The following is a 24604-nucleotide window of genomic DNA, read 5'->3' as shown; positions in this document are numbered from 1 at the left end:
AGTATCCCACCCAAAACAATTCCGAGTATTCCTATGCGTTTATAGTAAATATACTATAAGACATCCTTTTATGTCAATATGTGTTGACAAAAAACTATAATTATTTATAAAGTATTGCTGTAGTTATTGTATCGGATGAATAATCTATAGGAAAATATTTATTACTTAAAATTATATTTTGTATTTATTGAAAATCATATGCTAAAAGTATGTAGTATATTTATTAAAGCTCAAGAAAAAATACTATTTTACTTGAGCTTTGATCTTTTATTGAGCTTGTAATTTTATTCTTCATGATAGAATTCTAAATATGAGTGATGCTTTCCTTCATTTTTCCAACCCAAAATTGCTTCTAAATTAACATTTTCAGCCGCTCGAAAAATGGATTTATCTACATCCTTAAAGTTTTCCTTTAATTGCTTAATTAAGGTCTTTATTTCATATCGCTTTGCACCAGTTTTTTTAGCAGCCACCATACAAGCACAATTTAAGGGCCAGATACCATTGTCGTCTGTAAAGTTTATAATAGCTTCCTCTTCAATATGATAAAGAGGCCTTATTAATTGTAATCCTTCGAAATTAGTAGACTTAAGCTTCGGAAGCATGGTGCTAAAGTTACCGGTATATAATAGATTCAACATAGTAGTCTCAATAACATCATTAAAATGATGCCCAAGGGCAAGCTTGTTGCATCCTAGTTCCTGTGTTTTTTTATATAGTGCCCCTCGCCGCATTTTAGCGCACATATAGCATGGATATTCCCTTGCCATCTCATCTACTATCTGAAAAATTTTCGCCTCAAAAATATGAATTGGAATCTTCAAATGGCAACAATTATCTATTAACAATTGTTTAATGCTTTCATGATATCCAGGATCCATAGCAATAAATTCAAGATGAAAATTATCATTACCATGTCTTTTTAATTCTTGGAATAGTTTAGCCATCAATAAACTATCTTTACCACCACTAATAGCTATAGCAATTCTATCGCCAGCCTCAATTAAGTTATATTCTTTAACTGCTTTAATAAACTTTACCCATATATCCTTTCTATATTTTGTGATAATACTTTTTTCTATTTCCTTTAAGTCTTTTCTTTCACTAAAGGGAATTAGCTGTTGACAGCCAGTTCCTGATATATCACTCATTTTACCACCTCACCTATTACCAAAAGTACTATACCAACTTTTTTTATCTTTGTCTGTATTAGCAAAAAAGTTAAACCGTACTGTTATTTTAGTACGGTTTAACTTTTTTATCCACTAACAGTTCATTTTTTTGATTATGCCAAAGCTGCCTGGGTCTCAATCATTAATTGATTAATTAGTTCCTTCACAGTGATTATTTTATCAGTACGATAAGCATTTGTCCCGCTGAAAACTAAACCGTCTTCTACATTTCCTTTAACAGAATCGATTAATGCATGCGAAATACAATATGGGGTATTCTTTGGTTCGCATGGTTTTAAGCAATTATAACACTTCTTTACTGGTATTTTTTCTTTTTCTAATCGTTTCATAAAATTATTATATATAGCTCTACCTGGCATCCCTACAGGGCTTTTCACTAGTCGAATATCTTCCTCTTTTGATTGTATATATGCTTCTTTAAATCTTCTATCTGCATCACATTCCTCAGTGGGAACAAATCTTGTGGCCATTTGAACTCCTGCAGCTCCCATTTTGATATATTTTGCTATGTCTGCTCCATCAAATATTCCCCCAGCAGCAATTACGGGAATAGCTTTATTGTACTTCTCTTCATATGGCTTTAAGGCTTCTATAACGTCTTTAACAATTTCTTCTAATCGAGGCTTAGGATTTGTGTTTAATTGTTCCTCGGAAAAGCCCAAATGGCCTCCAGCTTCTGGGCCTTCTACAATCACTAGATCTGGCAAGTACTGAAACTTTCTGTCCCATAACTTAGCAATCAAAGCTGCTGCTTTACTAGAGGAAACTATAGGTGCTATTTTTGTTTTGGTTCCCTGAATCATTGAGGGTAAATCTGTAGGTAGCCCTGCACCTGATACGATTAAATCAATTTTTTCCTCAACTGCCGCCATCACCATATCCTTATAATTATTTATAGCTGCCATTAAATTTACACCTATAATACCATCAGAGCTCAATTCTCTAGCTTTTCTAATATGTTTTTTAAGTGCCCTCACATTTGCAGCATCATTATTGGTCTCAAAATCAGGTTCTTCAAATCCAATTTGAACCCCTGCAATAACACCTATTCCTCTTTCATTAGCTACTGCTGCTGCAAGATTTGATAGGGACACACCCACGCCCATTGCGCCTTGTAAAATGGGTACCTCTGCTACTAATTCTCCTATTCTTAAAGAAGGTAGTTTCATCATATCGACTCCTCATCTATGTATTTAAATAAAGAATATTTAACAAAAGTATATATTTGAATTCTTCTCACGTCAATCTATTCTTTAAAATTATTATTAGCAGATAACAAAAAAGTATTATGGAAGTAAATGTTCTTTGTTGCGAAATCAATGTCCTTATATAGATCAGTCGATAATATATTCACTAGCTTTAAGTAATAAATTATTATGTGTTTTCTAATCTTTGTGGATAATAAGTCTGCTAAATATATCTTTTTTAAGATAATAGTCTTTATTCTTAGTTACATTCAACAAAATTCTATTGTTGTTATTGTAAGTATTCACAATATATCTTTCTTAATAACCATAGTATACTAAATATATAATATAATTTAAGGAGGAATTATTAATATGGCCAGTTTGGTACTAAAGGATATCAATAAGTACTACACAAATACTTTTCATGCTGTAAAGGATCTAAATTTAACAATCGATGATAAGGAGTTTATTATTCTAGTTGGTCCTTCTGGATGTGGAAAATCAACTAGTCTTAGAATGATTGCTGGGCTTGAAGAAATATCATCTGGAGAGCTCTATATAGATGATAAATTAGTAAATGATGTTGAACCTAAAGATAGAGATATCGCTATGGTTTTTCAAAATTATGCTCTGTACCCCCACATGACGGTTTTTGATAATATGGCCTTCGGATTAAAGCTTCGGAAGATGTCAAAAGAAGAAATCCAAACAAAGGTTAATGAGGCTGCTGAAATATTAAATATAAAGGAATTATTAAATCGAAAGCCCAAAGAGCTTTCTGGAGGACAAAGACAAAGAGTAGCTTTAGGTAGAGCTATCGTTAGAGAACCAAAGGTCTTTTTAATGGATGAGCCTTTATCTAATCTTGATGCTAAACTAAGAGTTCAAATGCGTTCTGAGATAAACAAGCTTCATAAAAAGCTTCAAACAACCTTCATTTATGTCACCCATGACCAAACAGAAGCCATGACCATGGGAACACGTATAGTGGTCATGAAGGATGGTATTGTACAACAAGTAGCTGATCCACAAACTATCTATGAGTATCCTGCAAATCTTTTCGTTGCTGGTTTTATTGGCTCACCACAGATGAATTTCATCAACTGTAATTTGGTTGAAGAGGGTGATAAAATCTATGCTATTTTTGGCAACAACAAGTTATTGATTCCCACCAATAAAGCTAATGTCGTCAAAGCTAAAGACTATATTGGAAAGGATATCGTTTTAGGTATAAGGCCTAAGGATTTATATGCTAAAGCTGATGCCACTTTCCCTAACGAAGAAAGTACATTCACAGCTAGAATAGATGTTAAAGAATTATTAGGTTCGGAAACCTATTTATATCTTAAGCTTGATGATATAGATTTAATATCTATCGTTCAGCCTAATTTAGCAATCGAAATTGGTGAAAGAATTGAGATCTCCGTAGATATGAATAAATGTCATTTATTTGATAAAGATACCGAACAATCTATTTTGTAGTTCTTGTTATGTGGTATTATAATAGTATATTGATAATACCCTTAAGGGAGGAAAATCCCAATGGATATACAAAAAATCAAAAGCTTTGTTAAAGGCTTACAGGATATTACCTGTAAAGAAATATGCTTATTAGATGCTACAGGTTATGTTTTTTTCAGTACCAATAGCTCCAGAGTTGGGGACTATGATGATGTACTAGATTTTAATTATGGGCAAGACTTCTTTTTTGAGAGAGAGCATCGTCTTTATTGCACCTATAATTCCACTCATCCCCACAAATATTTTATCTCTTTGGAAGGAACGGATGATGAAGCCAAAAGAATAGGAAAAGTTATCAAACTATTTTTATCTATTGATGATACAAGCAACTCAAGAGATTATTTTATTAAAGGCTTATTATCAAATGCTATATCTGATACTTCCTTAGATATCCAATGCCAGAAACATGGTATTTCAGTAAATGGACAAGTGCAGGTAATCCTAATAGAGGTTCTCGATAGCCTAGCTCAAGAAGTAGAAGAAATAGTATTAGCTCTTTATCCAGACGAATTATTGGTTAAAATAAAGGATAATTTCTTTGTCTTCATCAAAGAAGTTACTGAAAAAGAGCCTTATTTGGTAGGTTCATTACTTTTTGATACTATTTTATCTGAATTGTTATACGAGGCAAAAATTGCGATAGGTATAACCATTGATAATATAAGAGACTGGCATAAATCATACAAATTAGCTGAGGAATTTATGCATCTTGGAAAAGCATTTTTCCCTAAAAAAAACATCTACTGCTATGATAATCTAGCTATTCCAATGATTATTAACAAAATATCAGAAGATGATTTACAGGAAATAATAAAACATTTGGATTGTAATATTCAGGAACTCTTTGACAATCATGAGCTAATAACAACGGCTTTCACTTTAATAAAATATAATCTAAATATTACTGATACCTCAAAACATTTATTTGTTCATAGAAATACCTTAATCTATCGATTAAATAAAATTCAAGATATTACAGGTTATGATCTAAGAGTTTTTCAAGATGCTATGCTTTTCTATATAATAGCCAACGCATACCAATACATAATAAATACTGCTAAATGCACTTAAGACTGTTGAAAAATTTCCAGTTTGAAGGCGCAAGAAAACCCAGCGACTGCAGCGTATACGTAATACGTAAAGGTGCTGGGTTTTTGAAGTAACAAAGTAGATTGAGTTTTTTAAACAGTCTAAAACCAACAAAAATAATGTGGTGAAAATACCACATTATTTTTGTTAGTCTTAGACATTTAGAAAGAGAATGCTTAATTAAGTATGTTTTTCTATTACCTAAGACCTATATTTAAACCTTTTGGGGGAGGTCTATCCCATAATTACCTCAATCCTATGGATAGAGCTGTCATTGAAAGCAGAAATATAGTTACCTTCTTGCTCTTTGCCATCTACTAGTATCTTCTTAACTCCCTTACAAACACCTTCAGGATTTTTAATGCTTATTTCATAGGTTGATTTTCTAAACACTCTTTTTATCAAAATATTATCCCAATCTTTTGGAATACAAGGATCTATCATTATACCATCGTAATCAGGTCTAATCCCTAATATCCACTTGGTAATTGCCTCATAATTCCATGCAGCTGTACCTGTAAGCCATGAATTTTTGGCTTCTCCTTCCCTGACTGCATCCCTTCCTGCAATCATTTGAGCATATACATAGGGTTCTAATCTACGCTTTTCACTAATATCTTCTAAGTAAGAGGGAGCTATTTTTGAATAATACTCGAAGGCTTTTTCTCCTCTGCCTAATACCGTTTCTGCAATCATAATCCATGGATTATTGTGACAAAAGATTCCGGCATTCTCCTTATAGCCTGGTGGGTAAGAAGATATTTCTCCTAAGTGAGTCTGATATTTTGTATAGGCAGGCCATAATAAAACTGCTCCATATTCTGTGTTAAGATGTCTGTCTACTGAGTCTAATGCCTTTAACGCCTTACCATTATCCACACCAATTCCAGCCATTACACAGAATCCCTGAGGCTCTATAAATAGTTTTCCTTCTTCGTTTTCTTTGCTTCCAATTTTATTACCATAATAATCATATGCCCGCAAAAACCATTCCTCATCGTAGCCATAGGTTTCTATAGCATGTGTCATTTTTTCTACTTCCTTTAATACCTTCTGACTTTTGTTATCTGAGCCTAGCCTTTTATAAAGTTCTGCTAGCTCTTTTCCCATATATACAAACATACCTGCTATAAATACTGATTCAGCTGTTTTTCCCGTCTTATTATCACAGGTTTGGAAGGATTCATCTGGGTTTTCAGAAAAACAGTTTAGGTTTAGGCAATCATTCCAATCAGCCCGCCCTATTAGGGGCAGTCCGTGAGGTCCTAAATTATTTAAAGTAAATCCAAAGGATTTCTCTAAGTGTTCTAGTAATGTTCCAGTATTGTTAATATCACAGTTATAAGGTATCTCCTCCTGCAAAATTAAAAAATCTCCTGTTTCCTTGATATAGGCTGTTGTTGATAAAATCAGCCATAGAGGATCGTCGTTAAAGCCACCACCAATTTCATGATTCCCTTTTTTTGTCAAGGGCTGATACTGATGATAGGCGCTGCCATCTTCTAGCTGAGTTGATGCAATATCTAAAATTCTTTCTCTTGCTTTTTCTGGTATTTGATGAACAAATCCTAATAAATCTTGATTAGAATCCCTAAAACCCATACCTCTACCTATTCCTGTTTCAAAATAGGAAGCGCTTCTTGACATGTTAAAGGTTACCATGCACTGGTATGGATTCCATATATTTACCATTCTATTTAAATTCTCATCATGACTTTCTACTACAAATTTATTTAATAAATTATTCCAATGATTCCCAAGCTTTTCAAAAGCTTCTTCAACAGCAGTATCATTATTATACTTTTCTAATAATTCATATGCTTGTTCTTTATTGATAACATCTTCTGCCTTCCATTTTTCCTCTTGATTATTTTCTATATAACCAATAGTAAAAATCAGTGTTTTTTCTTCATTAGGAGCTAACTTTACTTTAATGCTATGGGATCCGATAGGATTCCATCCACTAGCCATAGAATTATTGGACATTCCTTTGATAACTGTTTCTGGCTCGTTCAGACCATTGTATTGTCCTAAAAAAGCATCTCTATCTGTATCAAATCCATTGATAGGATGATTCACGCTATAAAAAGAATAATGATTTCGCCTTTCTCTGTAATCAGTTTTATGAAATATTGTACTTCCTTCAACTTCAACAGCACCAATGCTATAGGTTCTCTGATAGTTTGTCATATCGTCATATGCATTCCAAAGACAGAACTCAATAAAAGAAAAAATAGTAAATTCCTTATCATTATTACCCACATTTTTTAGTGTCACTTTATGTATCTCTGCATTATCTCCTAAAGGGATAAAATACAGTATCTCTGTTTCTAAATCATTTTTTATTGCTTTAATTTTTGAATAACCTATTCCATGCCTACACTCATAATGATCTAATTCACTTTTAACTGGCATCCATGTAGGAGAATAAAAGTCTTTTTCATCTTTAATATAGTAATATCTCCCTCCATTATCTAGAGGAATATTATTGTATCTATATCTAGTTACTCGTCTTAGCCTTGCATCCTTATAAAAACAATATCCACCAGCAGTATTGGATATAAGACCAAAAAAGTCTTCACTGCCAAGATAATTAATCCATGGATAAGGGGTTTTAGGAGTTTGAATCACATATTCTTTATTTTTATCATCAAAATATCCAAACTTCATTTTTTTTGCTCCTTCCCAGCTTCTATTGTCCCATCAATATTTTTACTTCATGCTTTTTTCTATCATTAAATATTGGTATAATCTCACCATCGATAAGTACGCCATCAACAATAACCTGTTTAACACCTTTGCATATATTGTCTGGATTATTTACTTCTATCTCATAGATGGCATTTCTAAAGGTTCTGGTAACCTTAAAACCTTTCCAAGTTTTAGGAATACATGGATTTATATTAAGCCCCTTATAGGTGGGTTGTATACCTAATATAAATTTGATTGCTGCTTGATATACCCATGAAGCAGTTCCAGACAGCCATGTATTGCGTCCTAAACCAAACTCTGGATGCTCGTCTCCTAGAATGTTCTGTGGATAACAGTATGGTTCACACTCGTACTCTCCAACTTTCATATTTTTTTTGACAGGGTTGATTTGATTGTAATATTGAAAAGCAAGGTCTCCATTACCTACTATGGTTTCGGCAATCATAACCCATGGATTGCTGTGAAGAAAAATACCACCATTTTCTTTAGCGCCTGGAGGATAAGAGGTTATTCCTCCTTTTTCTGGATTATAACCGTTATAGCCAGGATAACTAAGCTTAATACCATGTTCCGTACTTAAGTATTTATTTACTGAATTCAGAGCTTTTATTGCTCGCTCAAAGGGAGCAAATCCAGAAATAATACTCCATGATTGTGCATTCGCATAAATTTTACCATGTTGATTTTTTCTAGATCCTAAAGCTTCACCATTATGGTCAAAGTATCTAACATACCATTCTCCATCCCAACAATACTTATTTAAATTATCCTGCATTAATTTATAACACATTTTGTACTCTTGAACTGTTGAAGCATCTCCCAAATAGCTTAATAACTCAATCATCTCCTTTAAGGCCAAACCAAACAAATTAGCAGTAAAGATTGACTCAGCACCAGTAGGAAGGTTCACTGTATCATTCCAATCAGCAAATCCAAGTAAAGGCAATCCATGATCTCCAGTATCTTTTCTAGTAAATTCTATGCTTCTTTTAAGATGCTCTAAAACATTTGCTGACTCTAAAGGGTTTTCCTCTTTGTCTTTATCATAAAATGGAATCTCCTTCATCAAAAAATCGAAATTCCCCGTCTCTTTTATATAGGAACATACAGCTAATATAATCCACAAATGATCATCACTATAATAATCTGGGCGGTCCTCCTTTTCTCTAGAATCTCCTGCATTGGCCTCCATAGTTGTGATATTAAACTGATGCATTGCTGAACCATCTCGTTTCTGAACATGCAGAAGCTTTTCAATAAGCTCTCTTCCATCCTCAGGTGCATGCCCTAGTATCCCCATCACATCTTGAGAGCTATCCCTAAATCCAATACCCCTTCCTCCAAAGCCTAACTGATATAATGAAAGATCTCTTGACCAATTCTTAGTAATATAGCATTGCCTAGGGTTGTGTATATTCAGCATTGTATTCATAGCATCGTCAGGGGTATCTACAATAATATTGTCAAGAAAAGTATTCCAAAACTTTTTTAAATCACCAAATGCCTTTTCAACATTTTTTTCATCCCTATATTTTTCTATTGCTTGCTGTTCTACTATAAGATCTGAACATTGCCCTAGTTGTGTAATAATCCTCCTGCTTTCACCTGGTTTTAACTCACCTAAGTGATGCATCAAGGCTGCTATATTATCTCCCCTGAAAGCTTCATAATTAGTAAGATTTTCTTGCATAAGGCTATATGGCTTACTCCATGAGCTGTACCCATTATTCCCTAAAAACCTTTTGCGATCTGTCTCGAATGAAGCTACAGGATGATTTGAAGTGAAATAATTTATCCCATTATTCTTCTTCATAAATGCATACTGCGTTAATATATTATAGCCATCTTGGTTTTTGTATGCCTTTGACTGCATAGTTTGTGGCACCCAATCAGCGTTAGTAAGCTGTTTTAATGCATCGAAATGGGTATACTCTACCACAGGAATAATATCCAGCATTACAGAATCTTTGTTGTTATTTGTAATGGTAATGTCTCTGATTTCCCTCTCCTCGTCTAATGGCACAAAGATTGTTACCTCTGTTCTAATGCCATAAAACTTAGATATTATTTTTGTATAGCCCAAGCCCACATGACATTGATATAAATCATACTTATCTAAAGTGGGTGTGTAAAAAGGAGAAAATACTTTATATCCTGTTGTTTCCTTCACTCTTAGGTAGAGAGTTTCTCCTTTAAAATCACCATTTGGTAATTGTGGTATATATTTTATGATTCTATTTAACGCTGGGTCACCTTTACAAATCAAAGCCCCTCCAGTTTGATCTACAAACCCTCCAAACTTCAAGTTCCCAATATAGTTAATCCAGGTTACTGGTGTTCGAGGATCTGTTATTACATACTCTTTATTTTCATTGTCAAAATATCCATACTCCATGTTATTACCCCTCATTTTATTCAATAGTAATAAATAGTTATTCTTTTACTGCACCAGCAGTAAGACCACCAATGATATATTTTGAACAAAATAGAAAAGCTATCATTATTGGCACTATAGATAAGGCAACAGCTACATATACAGCACCAAAATCTGTTCGGTATACTCCTTTTGCCATTGCTGTTAAAATTGGAACAGTATATTTGCTTTCATCATATAAAACTACAAGTGGTATAAGATAATTATTCCATGATTGTATAAAAGCAAATATTGACATGGTTGCTATGGATGGAATAATCATAGGTATTACGATCTTATTGAAAATCATAAACTCGCTACATCCATCGATTCTAGCAGACTCGATGACTTCGTTGGGAACCGCAGCGTCAATATAGAGTTTGACGAAAAATACTAAATTTGCATTTGCAATCGCTGGCAAGATAAGTGCTAATCTATTATTAATTAGGTTTAAGGCTGAACAAACCCTAAAAAAACCAATTAACCCTAATTGTGCTGGAAACATCATAGTACCTAAAACAACCCAAAATAGTACTTTGTTCCCTTTAAATTTATATTTTGCAAAACCATAGGCTGTCAAAGCACCACAATAAGCCGCCAGTGCAGTGCTGGATATAGATATTATTAAACTATTTTTAAATCCTTGCCAAATATCTACAGCTGATCTCATTCTTCGGTAATTATCTATTAGAGCACTACCAGGAAGAAAATTTAACTGTGTTGCTATTTCATTGCTAGTACGGGTTGCATTAATCATCATAATGTAAAAAGGTAAAAAAGTTAAAACAGCTAGACCCATTAGAATTATGTATAATGTTATGTTGGATAGCTTTGCTTTGTTTTTTTGTGTTGTTTTATCTTTAATAAACTTTTTTTCCTTTACTAAACTGGAATCCATACTATCACCTCCTAATCATAAGCTGCATTCTTGTTAATAATCTTAAAGGCAATGGCTACAAATATCATGACAAGTACAAATAATCCTACACCAATGGTTGCACCATACCCAAAGTTATAATTAGCAAAGGTGGTATTATACAAATACATTACCATTGTTAATGTTGTAGTTTGAGGTCCTCCTCTGGCTTCAGTAACAATATAAGGCACATCAAACATAGTTAAACCTCCAATGACTGATGTAACGACCTGATATAGAATAATAGGCCTTAGGCAAGGTAAGGTTATGTTCCAAAATATTTGCCATTTATTGGCTCCGTCCACTCTGGCAGCTTCAAAATATTCTTCAGGTATCGCTTTTATTCCCGCCATAAAAATAATCATACTGTAGCCGAACCACATCCACCATAAAGTGATGGAGATCGTAGCTCTAGCAGCTAATGTGCTTTGTAAAAAATTATAAGGTTCATTAATAATTCCAAAAGTCATAAGCATTCTATTTATTGAACCATGGGGCCAATTAATAAGGAAAAATACTAAAGTTCCTACAGAAGCCATTGTGACGATATTAGGTAGATAGTAAACCCATCTGAAAAAACCCTTTCCCTTTAGCTTTTTTTCACTCAAGATTACTGCTAGGCCTAACCCAAAGATCATCTGTGGTATAATACAACCTAGCCACATAATCCATGTATTTCTAATACTTCTAAGGAAAAAAGCATCTCCAACAAGTCTTCTATAGTTGTTTAATCCAATAAATTCTGGTGGGATGATACTACCATCCCATTTGGTAAAGCTAATTGCAATGGAATAAAGAATGGGATATATAATAAAAGTGGCTAGTATAATAAAAAATGGTAGAATGAAAATATATCCATAAGAATCTTTACGAATCTTTTTAGAAAACAAGGTTATCCCTCCTATAATGAATGTGCCTTATTAGCTGGGAAGCTAATAAGGCAATATTCATTTCCTCAACTGTCTATATTACTCGATAATCAAGTCTGGTATATCTGCTTGAACCTGTTCTTTCAAGTTCACTAAGAATTGATCCTTATCTATATTACCAGCTAAGTATGTCTGTAATACATCAAGGAAGGCTACTCTTATTTGATCATCGTATTGTGTAATAAGATTACCATCAATCTCATACACCATCGGTCCATATACTTGATATGTATTCTGATTTACAGTAGGATTAACAAAGCTATTATCACTCATTAATTCATCAATAATATCTAAATGACTAACAAAATCTCCAGTTGCTTTTGCCCAATCTCTTAGGTGATCTGCATCTGTTGCTAGGAACTTAACGAATTCCCATGCAAGCTCTTTGTTTTGTGATTGCTCAGATACCCCTACCCATGTTCCACCTTCATAGAAAGGAATAGGTGTTGCAATACCCCATCTTCCAGCATCTGCATTTTCTTCATCGTTTACTGCAACAATCCATTGAATTCCCCATGTTGGAATTGCATAGGCCATATGCTCATCATCTGCTACTGCTGCCGACCATGTAGGTGTCCATTGTCTAATACCACCTTCAAGTCCTTCGTCTCTTAAAATTTTCGCAATATCAAGAAATTCCATCATCTTAGGATCAATTGTAAATTTATTATCCTGTACCCATGGTACACTACGTGATCCTACATAAACCTTATATAAATCCTCAGTTCCAACAAATAGCTTAACTTGTCCATTGCTTGCTTCCTTCAGTGTTCTAGCAGTTTCTATAATACTTTCTGGTGTTGCCAGCATTGCTGTGATTTCAGCTGGATCATCTGTTCCTAAGTATTCTAAGGCTAAATCTCGCTTATAGCCTATCCCACCAGGGCATGCCTGCCATGAAAGTGCTTTAATATTGCCATTGTTATCTCTTCCAATATCAACCGTGTATGGAATATTATTACCTACTAATTCTTCTGCATTAAAAGGAGCAGCTGATAGATCCGCAAATCCACCTGGAAGATTTACAAATCTCTTTACGAAGGCATTTTCTGCAGCATATACGTCTGGCATTCCTGAACCCGCTCTTATAGATGATGTGACTTTATTTTGATAAGCTAGGTCAGTATCCGCAGTAATTTGTGTCTCTACTGTTACATTTGGATATTTAGCCATAAAGGCCTCTGCTAACTTAGGTCCTTCGTCATTGTTAAAATGCCAAAAGGTAAGTGTACCAGTAAAATCTTCTGGGCTTTTCTCTGTAACTTCTTGTTGTTCTTCTTGAGGCTCTTCAACTGGCGCTTCAGCCGGTTGACTACATCCTGTAAACATAACTAGCATTAAGATTGCACACATTAATAAAGCAAACGTTCTCTTTAAATGATGCTTTTTCATTCTAATATCCCCCTTAAAATAATATGGTATATACTAAACTACACAGCTATTTATTGAAGTATCTCTAAATAGCCTCATAGTCTAATATCAAACAGGAAAACGTTTTTGTTGAGAATTATTATGAACGCGTGTTTATTATGATTAAAAATTAAACTTCCATTTGCTTGCAGGAATTTCTAATGATAAGTTCAACAGGTATTTTATAGTTTGCATAAAAGTCAATATTTTCATCATTGGCTTTTATAAGGTTGTTTGCAGCCATAAAGGCCATTTGAAATAATGGTACTCTAACAGTAGTAAGACTAGGCTGCAAATGTCTAGAAACCTCTATGTCATCAAATCCTACTACAGAAATGTCCTCTGGGATTTTTAAGCCTAATTCTTCAATAGCTCGCATAGCCCCAATAGACATACTATCATTTGCGATGAAGATTGCTGTAAGTTTTTCCTTTAATAAAAGTTTTTTAACAGCTTTATATCCGCTTTCTTCAGTATAATCACCCTTCACGATTAGATTGTTCTTTATAGAGACCCCAGCATCTAGAAGTGCCTTTTTATATCCCTCTATTCTAGAGATGGCTGTCAGCTGTTCCATATCACCGCACAAGTGGGCTATATTTTTATGACCTAATTGTATTAAATATTTTGTGGCTTGGTAGCCTCCGCCAAAGCTGTCACTATTGACCACAATACATTTACTAAAAGGATCCTGCTCTCCTGCCACTTCCTGTTCTATAACAGCAATTTTATACCCTTCTTCAATGATTTCCTTTATAGCTGGTTCATTATTCTTGGCACCGATAAAAATCCCTGCGGAAATAGTTTTATTTTGAAATAATTCTTTTACATTGTTGTAATCATTATCTTCATTGATCATGGAAATAAGTACATTATAGCGCTGTTTATTTGCAGCATCAATAACTGCATCTGTAAAGGGAGAAAAATATGAACTGGTACACATTTTATTCCCTTCTTTTTCATCCTTTGTATCAATAATAAACAAGCCCATAATCTTACTCTTTTTCCCTGCTAACATTTGTGCTGATGCATGTGGAACATAGTTGTATTCTTTTATTATATCTAGCACCTTACTGCGGGTTTCTTCAGTAACATTACCATAGTTATTTACTACTCTAGAAACAGTACTTCTCGATACCCCTGCAATTTTTGCTATGTCTGCAGCATTCATGGCAACACCTCTTACTATTATAATGAAATTTTGTGAACGCGTGTTTATAGTTATATAATATTATATATTGGAAAATAATTCAATAGCTTTTTTGGACTTTTTTGAATTTTTTTGAAATATTTTTTAATATCTTGGAGAAACTATTAAGTTTTAATACTATGAGCTATATGAAAAATATATATTTTTTTATTGATATTGCTATAATTTTTAGATATTATGCCTTATTTAATCTTGGAACCTATTATCTGTATGCTCTTCAAGTAATTATTAAAAGTCACTTGGAATTTTTTATTTTAAGTGACTTTTATTGTGTACTGATTTTTTCTATTTTTTTCTGCAAGTATCCTATGTTCTTTTAAGGAACATCCTGACGTTCTCCTATAGCTTCAGTTTAGTAAGAGCATCTGCTAGAGCAGTGTTAATTGGCTTCTCAACTTCCTTTTTTTGTTGGTTTAGGTATTTTGATACTTCTTTCTTAGAAGCCTTATTGCCTTCTTCTTTTTTTCTTTTATTAAAGGATGAAAGCTTTTCCCTATGGCCACAGTTGCACACAAAAATCTGCCCCTCTCCTTCTCCTCTTAGTTCTAGCTTTTTTCTGCAATTTGGGCATCTAGCATTGGTTGTCTTAGAGATTCCTTTTCGATGACCACATTCTCTATCCTGGCAAATAAGCATTTTTCCTTTTTTTCCTTTTACCTCCAGCATATGCTTGCCACAATCAGGACATTTATTAGGGGTAAGATTATCATGTTTAAAGATTTCTTTACTATTCTTTATTTCATGTACTACTGTTTTTGCGTAGTTTCTTATGTCACGAAGAAAGACATCTTTCTTAAGAGAACCTTTAGCAATAGAGCCTAGTTTTTGTTCCCACTCAGCAGTTAGTGCAGGAGACTTCAAATCCTCTGGCACCAGTTCAAGTAGTTGCTTACCTTTTGACGTAATAAAAATATCCTTACCTCTTTTTTCAATCAAAAATGTATTAAAGAGTTTTTCAATAATATCTGCTCTTGTAGCAACTGTTCCAATTCCTCCAGTTTCACCAATTGTCTTTATCAGTGCTCTATTTTCATTTTCCATATATTTTCCTGGATTCTCCATAGCTGAAAGCAGCGTTCCTTCATTAAAGTATGCTGGTGGTTTGGTTTCACCACTGGTTTGAGATACAGAAGAAACCTTTAAGATATCTCCCTTACTTACATTAGGTAGTAATTGATCCGAAACCCCATCCTCTATATCCTCCTCTAGGAGTTTATTTTGATATACAACCTTCCATCCTTGCGCAATAACAATTTTTCCTTTGGCAATAAAAGTCTCATTACCCAGCTTTGCTTTGATTGTTGTTTGTTCATATTCAAATGGTGGATATAGCACAGCTAAAAACCTTTTAATTACTAAATCATATATTTTTCTTTCCTTATCACTTAATGCTCCCAAATATGCCGGTTCCTCTGTTGGAATAATAGCATGGTGATCTGATACCTTGCTATCATCAACAAAGGATTTGTTTCCTCTAATAGGATTTTTTATAATACTAGCTGCTATTGGTGCATAGGATCCAACACCACAGGCTTTAACTCTATCTATTAATGTCTCCACTATGTCAGCTGAGATATAGCGTGAGTCTGTTCTTGGATAGGTTAATAGTTTATGGGTCTCGTAAAGCTTTTGCATGATGGAAAGAGTCTCTTTTGCAGAGTAATTAAAAATTTTGTTTGCATCTCTTTGTAATTCTGTTAAATCATATAGTTGTGGAGAAAAGCTCTTTTTATAAGTTTTGTCTATAGCGATAATCTCGGCATCTTTCCTCTGAACTGTTATAAGGGTTTTATCATTTTTTTCTTTGTCAAAGGTTTTAATGTCCTTTGTTTGGGGATCTTGCCATATTAGTTTTAAGCTATTAGCTACAGCAGTTATACCATAAAAGGTCCTAGCTTTAAAATTTCTAATTTCTTCTTCCCTTTTAGCAATTATAGCAAGGGTTGGTGTTTGTACTCTACCACAGGAAAGCTGAGCATTGTACTTACAAGTTAATGCACGGGTGGCATTAATCCCTACTAACCAATCAGCCTCTGCCCTGGCAACAGCAGATGCATAAAGCTTTTCATAGTTTTTACCATCTCTTAGATTATTAAAACCATCTTTTATGGCTTTATCGGTTACAGAGGAAATCCAAAGCCGTTTTATAGGTTTCTTAATGTGAGCTTTATCTAGAATCCATCTTGCAACAAGTTCCCCCTCTCGCCCAGCATCTGTGGCAATAACAATTTCAGTAATATCCTTTCTGTTCATTTGTGTCTTTACAGCGTTAAACTGTTTGCCGCTTTGTTTTATTACGATAAGCTTTAGTTGAGATGGCAGCATTGGTAGATCTTCTATTCTCCAGGATTTGTATTTTTCATCATACATTTCGGGATCTGCCAATGTAACCAGATGTCCTAATGCCCAGGTAACAATATATTTGTCCCCCTCTAAATATCCACTGCCTTTTTTCTTGCAATTTAAAACTCTAGCCAAATCTCTACCAACTGAGGGTTTTTCAGCTAGCACTAAGGTTTTGTTCATATCCATTAACAATCCTTTCAAAGTATCTCATTGTCTATAGTATTCATCATTAACTTTATTTCAATGCTTCAATTTTTTCTGCTAAATCGTTAAGATATACCCATCTTTCCATCTTTTCCTGTAATTCTTTTTCCAACACTTCCTTTTCTTCTGTTAATTGCTGTAAAAGAGTATAATCGGTGGATACCCCTTGAACTTTAATTTCTATAGTTTCTATTTTTTCTTCTAAGTTAGCAATTATATCGTCTATTTCTTCATACTCTCGTTGTTCCTTGAAGGTAAACTTTAACCCTCTATCTTTTTTGCGATCTGAACTTTTTCTATATCCTAAACTATTCTCTGATGTTTCATCTTTCTTAGTTTCACCAGTACTTTTTCCTTTGGTATTATGATTTTCTTTAAATAACGAATAATTTCCAGTATACTGTACTATTTTCCCATTACCTTCAAATGCAAATATTTTTTCTGCCATTCTATCTAGGAAGTATCTATCATGAGAAACTACAACAACTGCCCCTTTAAATTCCTCTAGATAATCCTCTAATATGGTTAGGGTTTGTATATCTAAATCATTAGTAGGTTCATCTAAAAATAATACATTGGGAGCTTCCATAAGTACTCGAAGCAGATAGAGCCTTCTTTTTTCTCCACCTGATAGCTTGCCAATAGGTGTCCATTGTAATGTAGAAGGAAACAAAAACTTCTCCAACATTTGAGAAGCTGTTATTTTATAACCTTCCGCTGTAGTTACATATTCTGCTCCTTCTTTGATATACTGAATCACCCTTAGGTTATCATCCATATGTTGTGTTTCTTGAGAATAAAAACCAATTTTCACTGTGTCTCCTATCTGAATATTACCACTGTCTGGAGGTATCTTACCTGCCATTATATTGATAAGCGTTGATTTCCCACTTCCATTGGGGCCTACAATGCCTATCCTATCATCTCTTAATACAACATAGTTAAAATCATCAATTATGTTATTATTATCATAGACCTTACTTATATGGTCCATTTCAATTACTTTTTTCCCTAGGCGGCTAGAAGCAACAGATATATCCACTTGTTCATCTATATTATCAATGGTATGATCAGCTAACTTTTCAAAACGATCTATTCTAGCTTTTTGCTTTGTAGTTCTTGCTTTAGCGCCTCTTTTTATCCATGCTAGCTCTTTCCTTAATAGATTCTGTCTTTTTTTCTCACTGGCAGCTTCAATTTCATCTCTTTCTAATTTTTTCTCTAGAAAATAGCTGTAATTACCTTTATATAAATACAAACTTCCTCTGTCCAGCTCTATTATTTGGTTTGCAACTCTATCCAAAAAATATCTATCGTGGGTAATCATTAAAAGAGCACCTTTTCTTTTATTAAGATATTGCTCTAGCCAGTCAATGGTGTCGTTATCTAAATGATTGGTTGGTTCATCTAGGATAAGCAGATCAGAGGGATTGATTAGTGCTGCTGCTAATGCTATTCTTTTTTTTTGCCCTCCTGATAATGTGCCTATTGTTACATTAAAATCTAGTATTCCCAGTTTTGTAAGTACCGCTTTTGCTTCACTTTCTAAACTCCACCCATTCATGGTGTCCATTTGTTGAATAAGGTTTGAAATCTTCTCGCTTAAAGTATTAGGATTGTGAATAGCTTCCTGATAATCCCTTACTAAGTTCATGATGCTGGATCCACCTTTAAATACTTGCTCTAACACTGTAGCTTCATTTTCAAAAAATGGGTTTTGTGATAGGTATTCTATCTGAACTGCACTTCCTTTGATTATCCTACCTCCGTCAGTCTCCTCTACCCCTGCAATAATATTTAAAAGGGTAGATTTCCCTGTGCCGTTAATACCAATGACTCCTATTTTATCTCCTTGGTTGATACCAAGGTTTATGTTATTAAGTAATGGTTTCTCACTATAACTTTTATAAATATTCTCTGCACTTATAAGATTCATATTGCGTCCCTTCTATTCCTTGATTTACTTTATATATTTTATAACATATTGTAGAGAAAAGAGCAAATCATTTCTGTTGTTGTTATAGAAATCTAAGCATATGAATAATTCCTAATAAAAAACCGTACCTTTCCCCCACAGTACGGTTTATAATAATACTTTTTATCTTCTAGATGTTTTTTTACTATATTTTTTATCAGTTCTTTGGGTGGCGGTTCTTTTTGTAGTATTTGTATTCTCGGTTTCTCTTGACTTTCTTTTGGGCTTATTGCCTCTCTCCTTTGGCTTATTTTTTCTAGAGTCCTTATTGTCACCAAATGATTTTTTGTCTGTTGGTTTTGATCTGCTTTGTTTTCTTTCTCTTGGTTCTTTGCTGGTATTGATTCTATATTTCTTTTCCTCATCTTGTTCTTTGCTCATGGCTCTTTTTTCAAGGGTGATTTTTATCTCTGTTTCAATTGTCTTCATCATACCCTTGTCTTTAGGTGTAATAAAAGTGATAGCAATACCACTTTGTTTTGCTCTTCCTGTACGACCAATCCGGTGAATGTAGCTTTCTGTATCCTGAGGTATATCATAATTGAATACATGGGTTATTCCTTCTATATCCAGCCCACGGGCTGCAACATCCGTAGCCACCAAATATTGAATTTTTGTATCTCTAAATGCCTTCATGACTCTTTCACGTTTAGCTTGGCTCAAATCTCCATGTAGCTCATCGGAATTGTATCCTTGATTTTTTAATGCTTCATTTAAAGCACTTGCCCGCCGCTTTGTGCGACAGAATATAATAGCCATAAACGGCTTGTACTCATCAATAATATCGAAAAGTGCTTTCTGTTTTCCTCTATCGGTTGTTTCGATTGCCATCTGCTTTATTTCTTCTAGTGTTATATTGCTGCTGGCTACCTGTGTATAGATAGCTTGTTTCATATAGCGGGATGCCAATGAACGAATTTCTTTAGGAATAGTTGCTGAAAAACACATTGTTTGCCGGTCTTTTGATGTTTTGCTTATTATTTCCTCTACCTCTTGTAAAAAACCCATATGTAGCATTTGATCGGCCTCATCCAATACTAACATTTTAAGCTGAGAAAAATCAATGGTTTTTCTTCCTAAGTGGTCCAAAAGTCGTCCAGGAGTTCCGATGACTATATGGATGCCTTTTCTTAGTTTGTTGATCTGCTTTACTACATCCTGACCACCATAAGCGGCTAGAATATTTACTTGTTTAGCAGGAATCAGTTTCTTTAGCTCAGCGGTAATTTGAATGGCTAACTCTCTAGTTGGTGTAATAATTAGACCTTGTATAAAAGGCTTACTTGTATCTATTTCTTGCATCATTGGAAGTAGAAAAGCCAATGTCTTTCCTGTTCCTGTTTGGGCTTGTGCGATAACATCTCTCCCTTCTAGAAGTGCTGGGATAGTTTGCATCTGGATGGGTGTAGGCTTTGATATTCTGTGTTTATTTAATACATGCTGTAATCTTTTATCGATACCTAAACTTATAAAATCATTCGTCATATCATTTTCCTTTCTTGTTTTCCTTTATTGTTAGCATTAATTGTTAGATTCATTCTACACTGGTAGATTGTGATGAAATATTATTAAAGAAAAACCCAAGCATATGGGCTAAAGAGGATTTTTTCCTTCCTTCCATTCATATGTAAAAAATGTATCCACCACTTCATCCTTAACTTTTTCTAGGACATCTGGACTCCATTTTGGTGAGCGATCCTTATCTACCAAAACCGCTCGTACACCCTCATAAAAATCATGGCTCTCCATAAAGTTTAAGCTTAGTTCTAGTTCCATTTTAAAGCAATCTACCATAGACTTATGTTTACCTTCAATCAGTTGTTTTAAGGTTACCTTTAAAGAGGTGGGTGAATTGGCTAATAAAATGTTTTTTATTTCTCCCGCCCATGCATCTCCTTTCTCAGTAGATATTTCTAAAGATTTTATGATATCTTCCATCCTTTCATGCCCAAAATGCTTGTCGATATCATTCTGTAATGCAGCTAATTTTGAAGGTGCTGATGGAGCTTGTTTGAATTTCTCTATTAGTTGTCCTAATTCATGGTCAACCAACTCAATCGACCATTTTCTTTCACCAATAGCTTGCTTTATGCTTTCCCATGCATCACTATTTATATAATAGTCGGCAGCTCCAATGTATAATGCATCTGCAGCATTAATAGGCTTAGAGGTTAAAGCTAGATAGCGTCCTATATGTCCTGGCATTTTATTAAGGAAGTAGCTGCCTCCTACATCAGGGTATAAACCAATATTCATTTCTGGCATAGCCCATTTTGTTTTTTCAGTAACGATTCTATGGGTAGCTCCAATAGAAATACCGACGCCACCACCCATAACAAATCCATTCATATAAACGAGAATGGGCTTTGGATAGGTATGCATTGTCATATTCATTCTATATTCTGTGGAAAAAAAATTAAAAGCATATTCCTTCACATTTGATTCCCTTAAATCATAAAGAACTTTTACATCTCCACCTGCACATAGCGCCTTGTCCCCTTCTCCTTCTAAACAAACAAAAGCTACAGTATCATCATTTTTCCACTCCTCCAATACCTGATAAAGCCTTTGAATCATCTCAAAGGATAAAGCATTTAGGGCATTTGGTCGATTAATTTTTATCCATCCCACATTTTCCTTCACATGATGTATTATATTTCCTTGATTTACCATGGTACGCCCCCTTACAAATCTTTATTCTTCTACAAACCGCTATCACCATCCATATTACTCTAGTTATATCCTATTTAACAGTGTTCTACAAAACCCATGACAGCTATTGATTTTCATGGTGGAAATTTTAAATCCTTCATCTACTATCGGTTCGTGTATTTGTATATTGTTTTTTTACTTAACCTTAATAGAATATACCAAAAAAATCCCCCCTATGCAAATTATTACTTTTGCATAAGGGAGATTTCTATGTTAGAATTCTTGCCAGTGAATTACATCTTCTAATGACCGTTTCTTTACTTCTGGCTTCTCATCGCTATATCCTAAAGCCACCATGGAAATCAGTGCATAGTTTAGAGGCACATTAAGCGTCTTGTTTAGGTTCTCAGCATCTTCAACATATTTAGGCATTGGTTTACAAGGGACCCCTTCACACCAAGCAATGTCCTCCTCCTGATAAAGCCCTTTTGCACCTGCTATCCAGCAGGATTTTAGGCCATGTAGGTTTGCCGCAATGAGAATTGTTTGAGTAGCAGCACATCCGTCCTCAAGAAAATACTCTGTTGCTTCCTTATCACAAAACACTACTATTGCTGCAGAAGCACCCTCTAAAAAATTGGCACTTTTATGGAAGTTAGCTAATTTTTTTAGTTTATCTTTATTTGTTATGGCAATAAACTCCCAAGGTTGAATATTTTTTGCATTAGGAGCTAACCTAGCACAGTCAACGATATCCTCCAGTATCTCTTGATCTACAGGTATGCTATTAAATTTTCTTATACTCCTAATCTCTTTTAGAAAACCGGTAACATCTTTATACTTATCCAACATTGCTCCTCCTATCTAAAATATTTTGTTAGCTTAAAATATCTTCTTTTTATACATACCCACAAAAAGAAGAAATAACAAAAAAATCCATGTAATCTATATGATTAAGGACAAAATTATATGAATATTATTTCAATATAGGAGATGGTTGAATTATTACTTGTATGAAAGTATTGTATGGCTGTTTCTTTCGTTAAAGATAGAACTGATCACGTGTTTTTAAATAGTTCTGTTGCCCAATTTCATAATAATTGTTTCCTTTTTTATCAATTACTACTACAGCTGGAAAATCCTCCACATACAGTTTCCTTATGGCCTCTGCCCCTAAATCCTCATAGGCAATAACTTCTGATGACTTAACACATTTAGCTGTCATTGCAGCCGCCCCTCCAATGGCTGCAAAATACACAGCACTGCACTGTTTGATAGCCTCCATTACTTCCTGATTCCTTGTTCCCTTGCCAATCATACCCTTTAACCCCTTCTGTAAAAGAATAGGGGTGTAGGGATCCATTCTATAGCTTGTGGTGGGGCCTGCTGAACCTATCGGTTGACCTTCTTTAGCTGGAGTAGGTCCTACATAATAGATTACCTGCCCTTTTATGTCAAATGGTAAATCCTTCCCCTCTGATATAAGGGTGACTAATCTTTTGTGAGCAGCATCTCTAGCTGTGTAGATAATTCCTGTAAGTAGAACACTATCTCCCACCTTTAGGTCTTTTATTATTTCTTCAGTCAAGGGCATTGTTATTCTTTTAATCATTGTTTTATCCTCCTATAGACTGGCTTCTCCATGTCTAGTAGCATGACAATTAATATTGACTGCCACAGGTAATCCTGCAATATGGGTGGCATAGGTTTCTATGTTAACTGCCAGAGCAGTGGTTCTGCCACCAAAGCCTTGGGGCCCTATTCCTAAAGCATTGATTTCAGTTAATAGCTGGTTTTCTAGTTCCGCATAAAATGGATGATGATTTCTTTCATTTGTTGATCTTAGAAGAGCTTTTTTTGCTAGAAGAGCAGCTTTATCAAAGGTTCCTCCAATACCTATTCCTACTACAATAGGTGGACATGGATTGGGTCCTGCATCCTTAACCACCTGCAACACGAACTCTTTTATTCCTTCAACGCCATCGGCAGGTTTTAGCATTTTAATCTGACTCATGTTCTCACTTCCAAATCCCTTTGGCGCAACGGTAATCTTAAAGCTATCCCCTGATGTTATGGTATAATAAATAATTGCAGGCGTATTGTCATTTGTGTTGATTCTTTCAATTGGATCAGCTACAACAGATTTTCTAAGATATCCTTCTATGTATCCCTGTCTTACCCCTTCATTGACAGCCTCCTCCAGTGAACCTCCTACAATATGTACTTCTTGTCCAATTTCTAGAAACACTACAGCCATTCCTGTATCCTGGCACATGGGTCTTTCTTCATTGCTTGCTATATCTGCATTTTTAATCAATATATCTAGAATATTGTTAGCAATTGGAAACTTTTCTTGGGCCCTTGCCTCCTCCAATCTTTCCCTAATATCATCAGTTAGGTAATAATTTGCATCAATACAAAGTTTTTTTACGGTTTCAGTAACTTTAGAGACATGTATATCTCTCATTTTCAACCCTCCTCTAAAGCAATCGTAGTGTCAAGTTTGACACTCTTTTTTTACTAACTAATCATTATATTTTAAAGGTTTCAAAGTTTTTTTGTATAAAAAAACAATGCCCCCCCATTTCTTGATATAATTGAAGTTCCCAGCTCACAATTAATAAAGAAAGGGTGGTCATTGTGAACTCCATTATATCTTATTTAGTACTATATATTCAATATCTACAAAAAGAACTTTATACACTTTTAATCTTTGTCTCTAGAAACATCCCTTTACGCCAATTGAATTTTGAAGACTCTAATAGTCCTAAGTACCAGAAGTTAAAGATTGATAAGCTCCCTAGAATTCTAAAGTTTCAAATGCAAGATTATCGCTTCCTTCTGGAT

Annotated in this window: 17 protein-coding genes; 2 read left to right on the top strand and 15 right to left on the bottom strand. The window is 34.3% G+C overall.

The window, feature by feature from the left end; all coding sequences use genetic code 11:
• Positions 1 to 284: 284 nt before the first annotated feature.
• Both BMX10_RS15745 and BMX10_RS15740 read right to left on the bottom strand, forming a co-directional pair.
• Positions 285 to 1151, bottom strand: a complete 867-nt coding sequence (locus tag BMX10_RS15745) for a tRNA 2-thiocytidine biosynthesis TtcA family protein (RefSeq protein WP_090446415.1) — start codon at positions 1149 to 1151, stop codon at positions 285 to 287.
• Positions 1152 to 1285: 134 nt separating this feature from the next.
• Positions 1286 to 2362, bottom strand: a complete 1077-nt coding sequence (locus BMX10_RS15740; RefSeq protein ID WP_090446413.1) for an NAD(P)H-dependent flavin oxidoreductase — start codon at positions 2360 to 2362, stop codon at positions 1286 to 1288.
• 390 nt (positions 2363 to 2752) lie between these two features.
• Between BMX10_RS15740 and BMX10_RS15735 the strand changes: the two genes are divergently transcribed.
• Positions 2753 to 3862 (top strand): ABC transporter ATP-binding protein, encoded by a 1110-nt coding sequence (locus BMX10_RS15735; RefSeq protein ID WP_090446411.1) that lies wholly within the window; start codon positions 2753 to 2755, stop codon positions 3860 to 3862.
• Between the two features lie 60 nt (positions 3863 to 3922).
• Positions 3923 to 4972, top strand: coding sequence for a PucR family transcriptional regulator (locus BMX10_RS15730; RefSeq protein ID WP_090446409.1), 1050 nt, complete (start codon positions 3923 to 3925; stop codon positions 4970 to 4972).
• A gap of 252 nt (positions 4973 to 5224) precedes the next feature.
• Here the strand turns inward: BMX10_RS15730 and BMX10_RS15725 are convergent, their stop codons facing one another.
• The 13 genes from BMX10_RS15725 to BMX10_RS15660 form a co-directional block, all read right to left on the bottom strand.
• Positions 5225 to 7660: a glycoside hydrolase family 94 protein gene (locus BMX10_RS15725; protein ID WP_090446407.1), complete on the bottom strand. Its 2436-nt coding sequence runs from the start codon at positions 7658 to 7660 to the stop codon at positions 5225 to 5227.
• 22 nt (positions 7661 to 7682) lie between these two features.
• The gene (locus BMX10_RS15720; RefSeq protein WP_090446405.1) at positions 7683 to 10097 is read right to left on the bottom strand and encodes a glycoside hydrolase family 94 protein; all 2415 of its coding nucleotides are present in this window, start codon (positions 10095 to 10097) and stop codon (positions 7683 to 7685) included.
• A 37-nt stretch (positions 10098 to 10134) separates the two neighbouring features.
• Complete coding sequence (locus BMX10_RS15715; protein ID WP_090446403.1) at positions 10135 to 11013, bottom strand: carbohydrate ABC transporter permease; 879 nt, start codon at positions 11011 to 11013, stop codon at positions 10135 to 10137.
• A gap of 11 nt (positions 11014 to 11024) precedes the next feature.
• A complete protein-coding gene (locus BMX10_RS15710; RefSeq protein ID WP_090446401.1) occupies positions 11025 to 11921 on the bottom strand; it encodes a carbohydrate ABC transporter permease in 897 nt (298 codons plus the stop codon).
• Positions 11922 to 11999: 78 nt separating this feature from the next.
• Positions 12000 to 13352 (bottom strand): ABC transporter substrate-binding protein, encoded by a 1353-nt coding sequence (locus BMX10_RS15705; protein ID WP_090446399.1) that lies wholly within the window; start codon positions 13350 to 13352, stop codon positions 12000 to 12002.
• 148 nt (positions 13353 to 13500) lie between these two features.
• On the bottom strand, positions 13501 to 14541 hold the full coding sequence (locus tag BMX10_RS15700; protein WP_090446397.1) for a LacI family DNA-binding transcriptional regulator: 1041 nt from the start codon (positions 14539 to 14541) through the stop codon (positions 13501 to 13503).
• Positions 14542 to 14919: 378 nt separating this feature from the next.
• A complete protein-coding gene (locus tag BMX10_RS15690; RefSeq protein ID WP_090446431.1) occupies positions 14920 to 17106 on the bottom strand; it encodes a DNA topoisomerase III in 2187 nt (728 codons plus the stop codon).
• A gap of 55 nt (positions 17107 to 17161) precedes the next feature.
• On the bottom strand, positions 17162 to 19066 hold the full coding sequence (locus BMX10_RS15685; RefSeq protein ID WP_090446395.1) for an ABC-F family ATP-binding cassette domain-containing protein: 1905 nt from the start codon (positions 19064 to 19066) through the stop codon (positions 17162 to 17164).
• A gap of 162 nt (positions 19067 to 19228) precedes the next feature.
• The gene (locus BMX10_RS15680) at positions 19229 to 20590 is read right to left on the bottom strand and encodes a DEAD/DEAH box helicase (RefSeq protein ID WP_090446393.1); all 1362 of its coding nucleotides are present in this window, start codon (positions 20588 to 20590) and stop codon (positions 19229 to 19231) included.
• Positions 20591 to 20698: 108 nt separating this feature from the next.
• The gene (locus BMX10_RS15675) at positions 20699 to 21778 is read right to left on the bottom strand and encodes an enoyl-CoA hydratase/isomerase family protein (RefSeq protein ID WP_090446391.1); all 1080 of its coding nucleotides are present in this window, start codon (positions 21776 to 21778) and stop codon (positions 20699 to 20701) included.
• 252 nt (positions 21779 to 22030) lie between these two features.
• A complete protein-coding gene (locus tag BMX10_RS15670) occupies positions 22031 to 22606 on the bottom strand; it encodes a nitroreductase family protein (RefSeq protein WP_170834858.1) in 576 nt (191 codons plus the stop codon).
• A gap of 193 nt (positions 22607 to 22799) precedes the next feature.
• Positions 22800 to 23369 carry a Fe-S-containing hydro-lyase gene (locus BMX10_RS15665; protein ID WP_090446387.1) on the bottom strand — a complete coding sequence of 190 codons (570 nt, stop codon included), beginning with the start codon at positions 23367 to 23369 and terminating at the stop codon, positions 22800 to 22802.
• A 12-nt stretch (positions 23370 to 23381) separates the two neighbouring features.
• Positions 23382 to 24224: a fumarate hydratase gene (locus BMX10_RS15660; RefSeq protein ID WP_090446385.1), complete on the bottom strand. Its 843-nt coding sequence runs from the start codon at positions 24222 to 24224 to the stop codon at positions 23382 to 23384.
• Positions 24225 to 24604: the final 380 nt, after the last annotated feature.

The organism is Natronincola peptidivorans (assembly GCF_900111615.1).
Lineage (GTDB): Bacteria > Bacillota > Clostridia > Peptostreptococcales > Natronincolaceae > Natronincola_A > Natronincola_A peptidivorans.
This window is presented reverse-complemented; position numbering and strand designations above follow the sequence as displayed.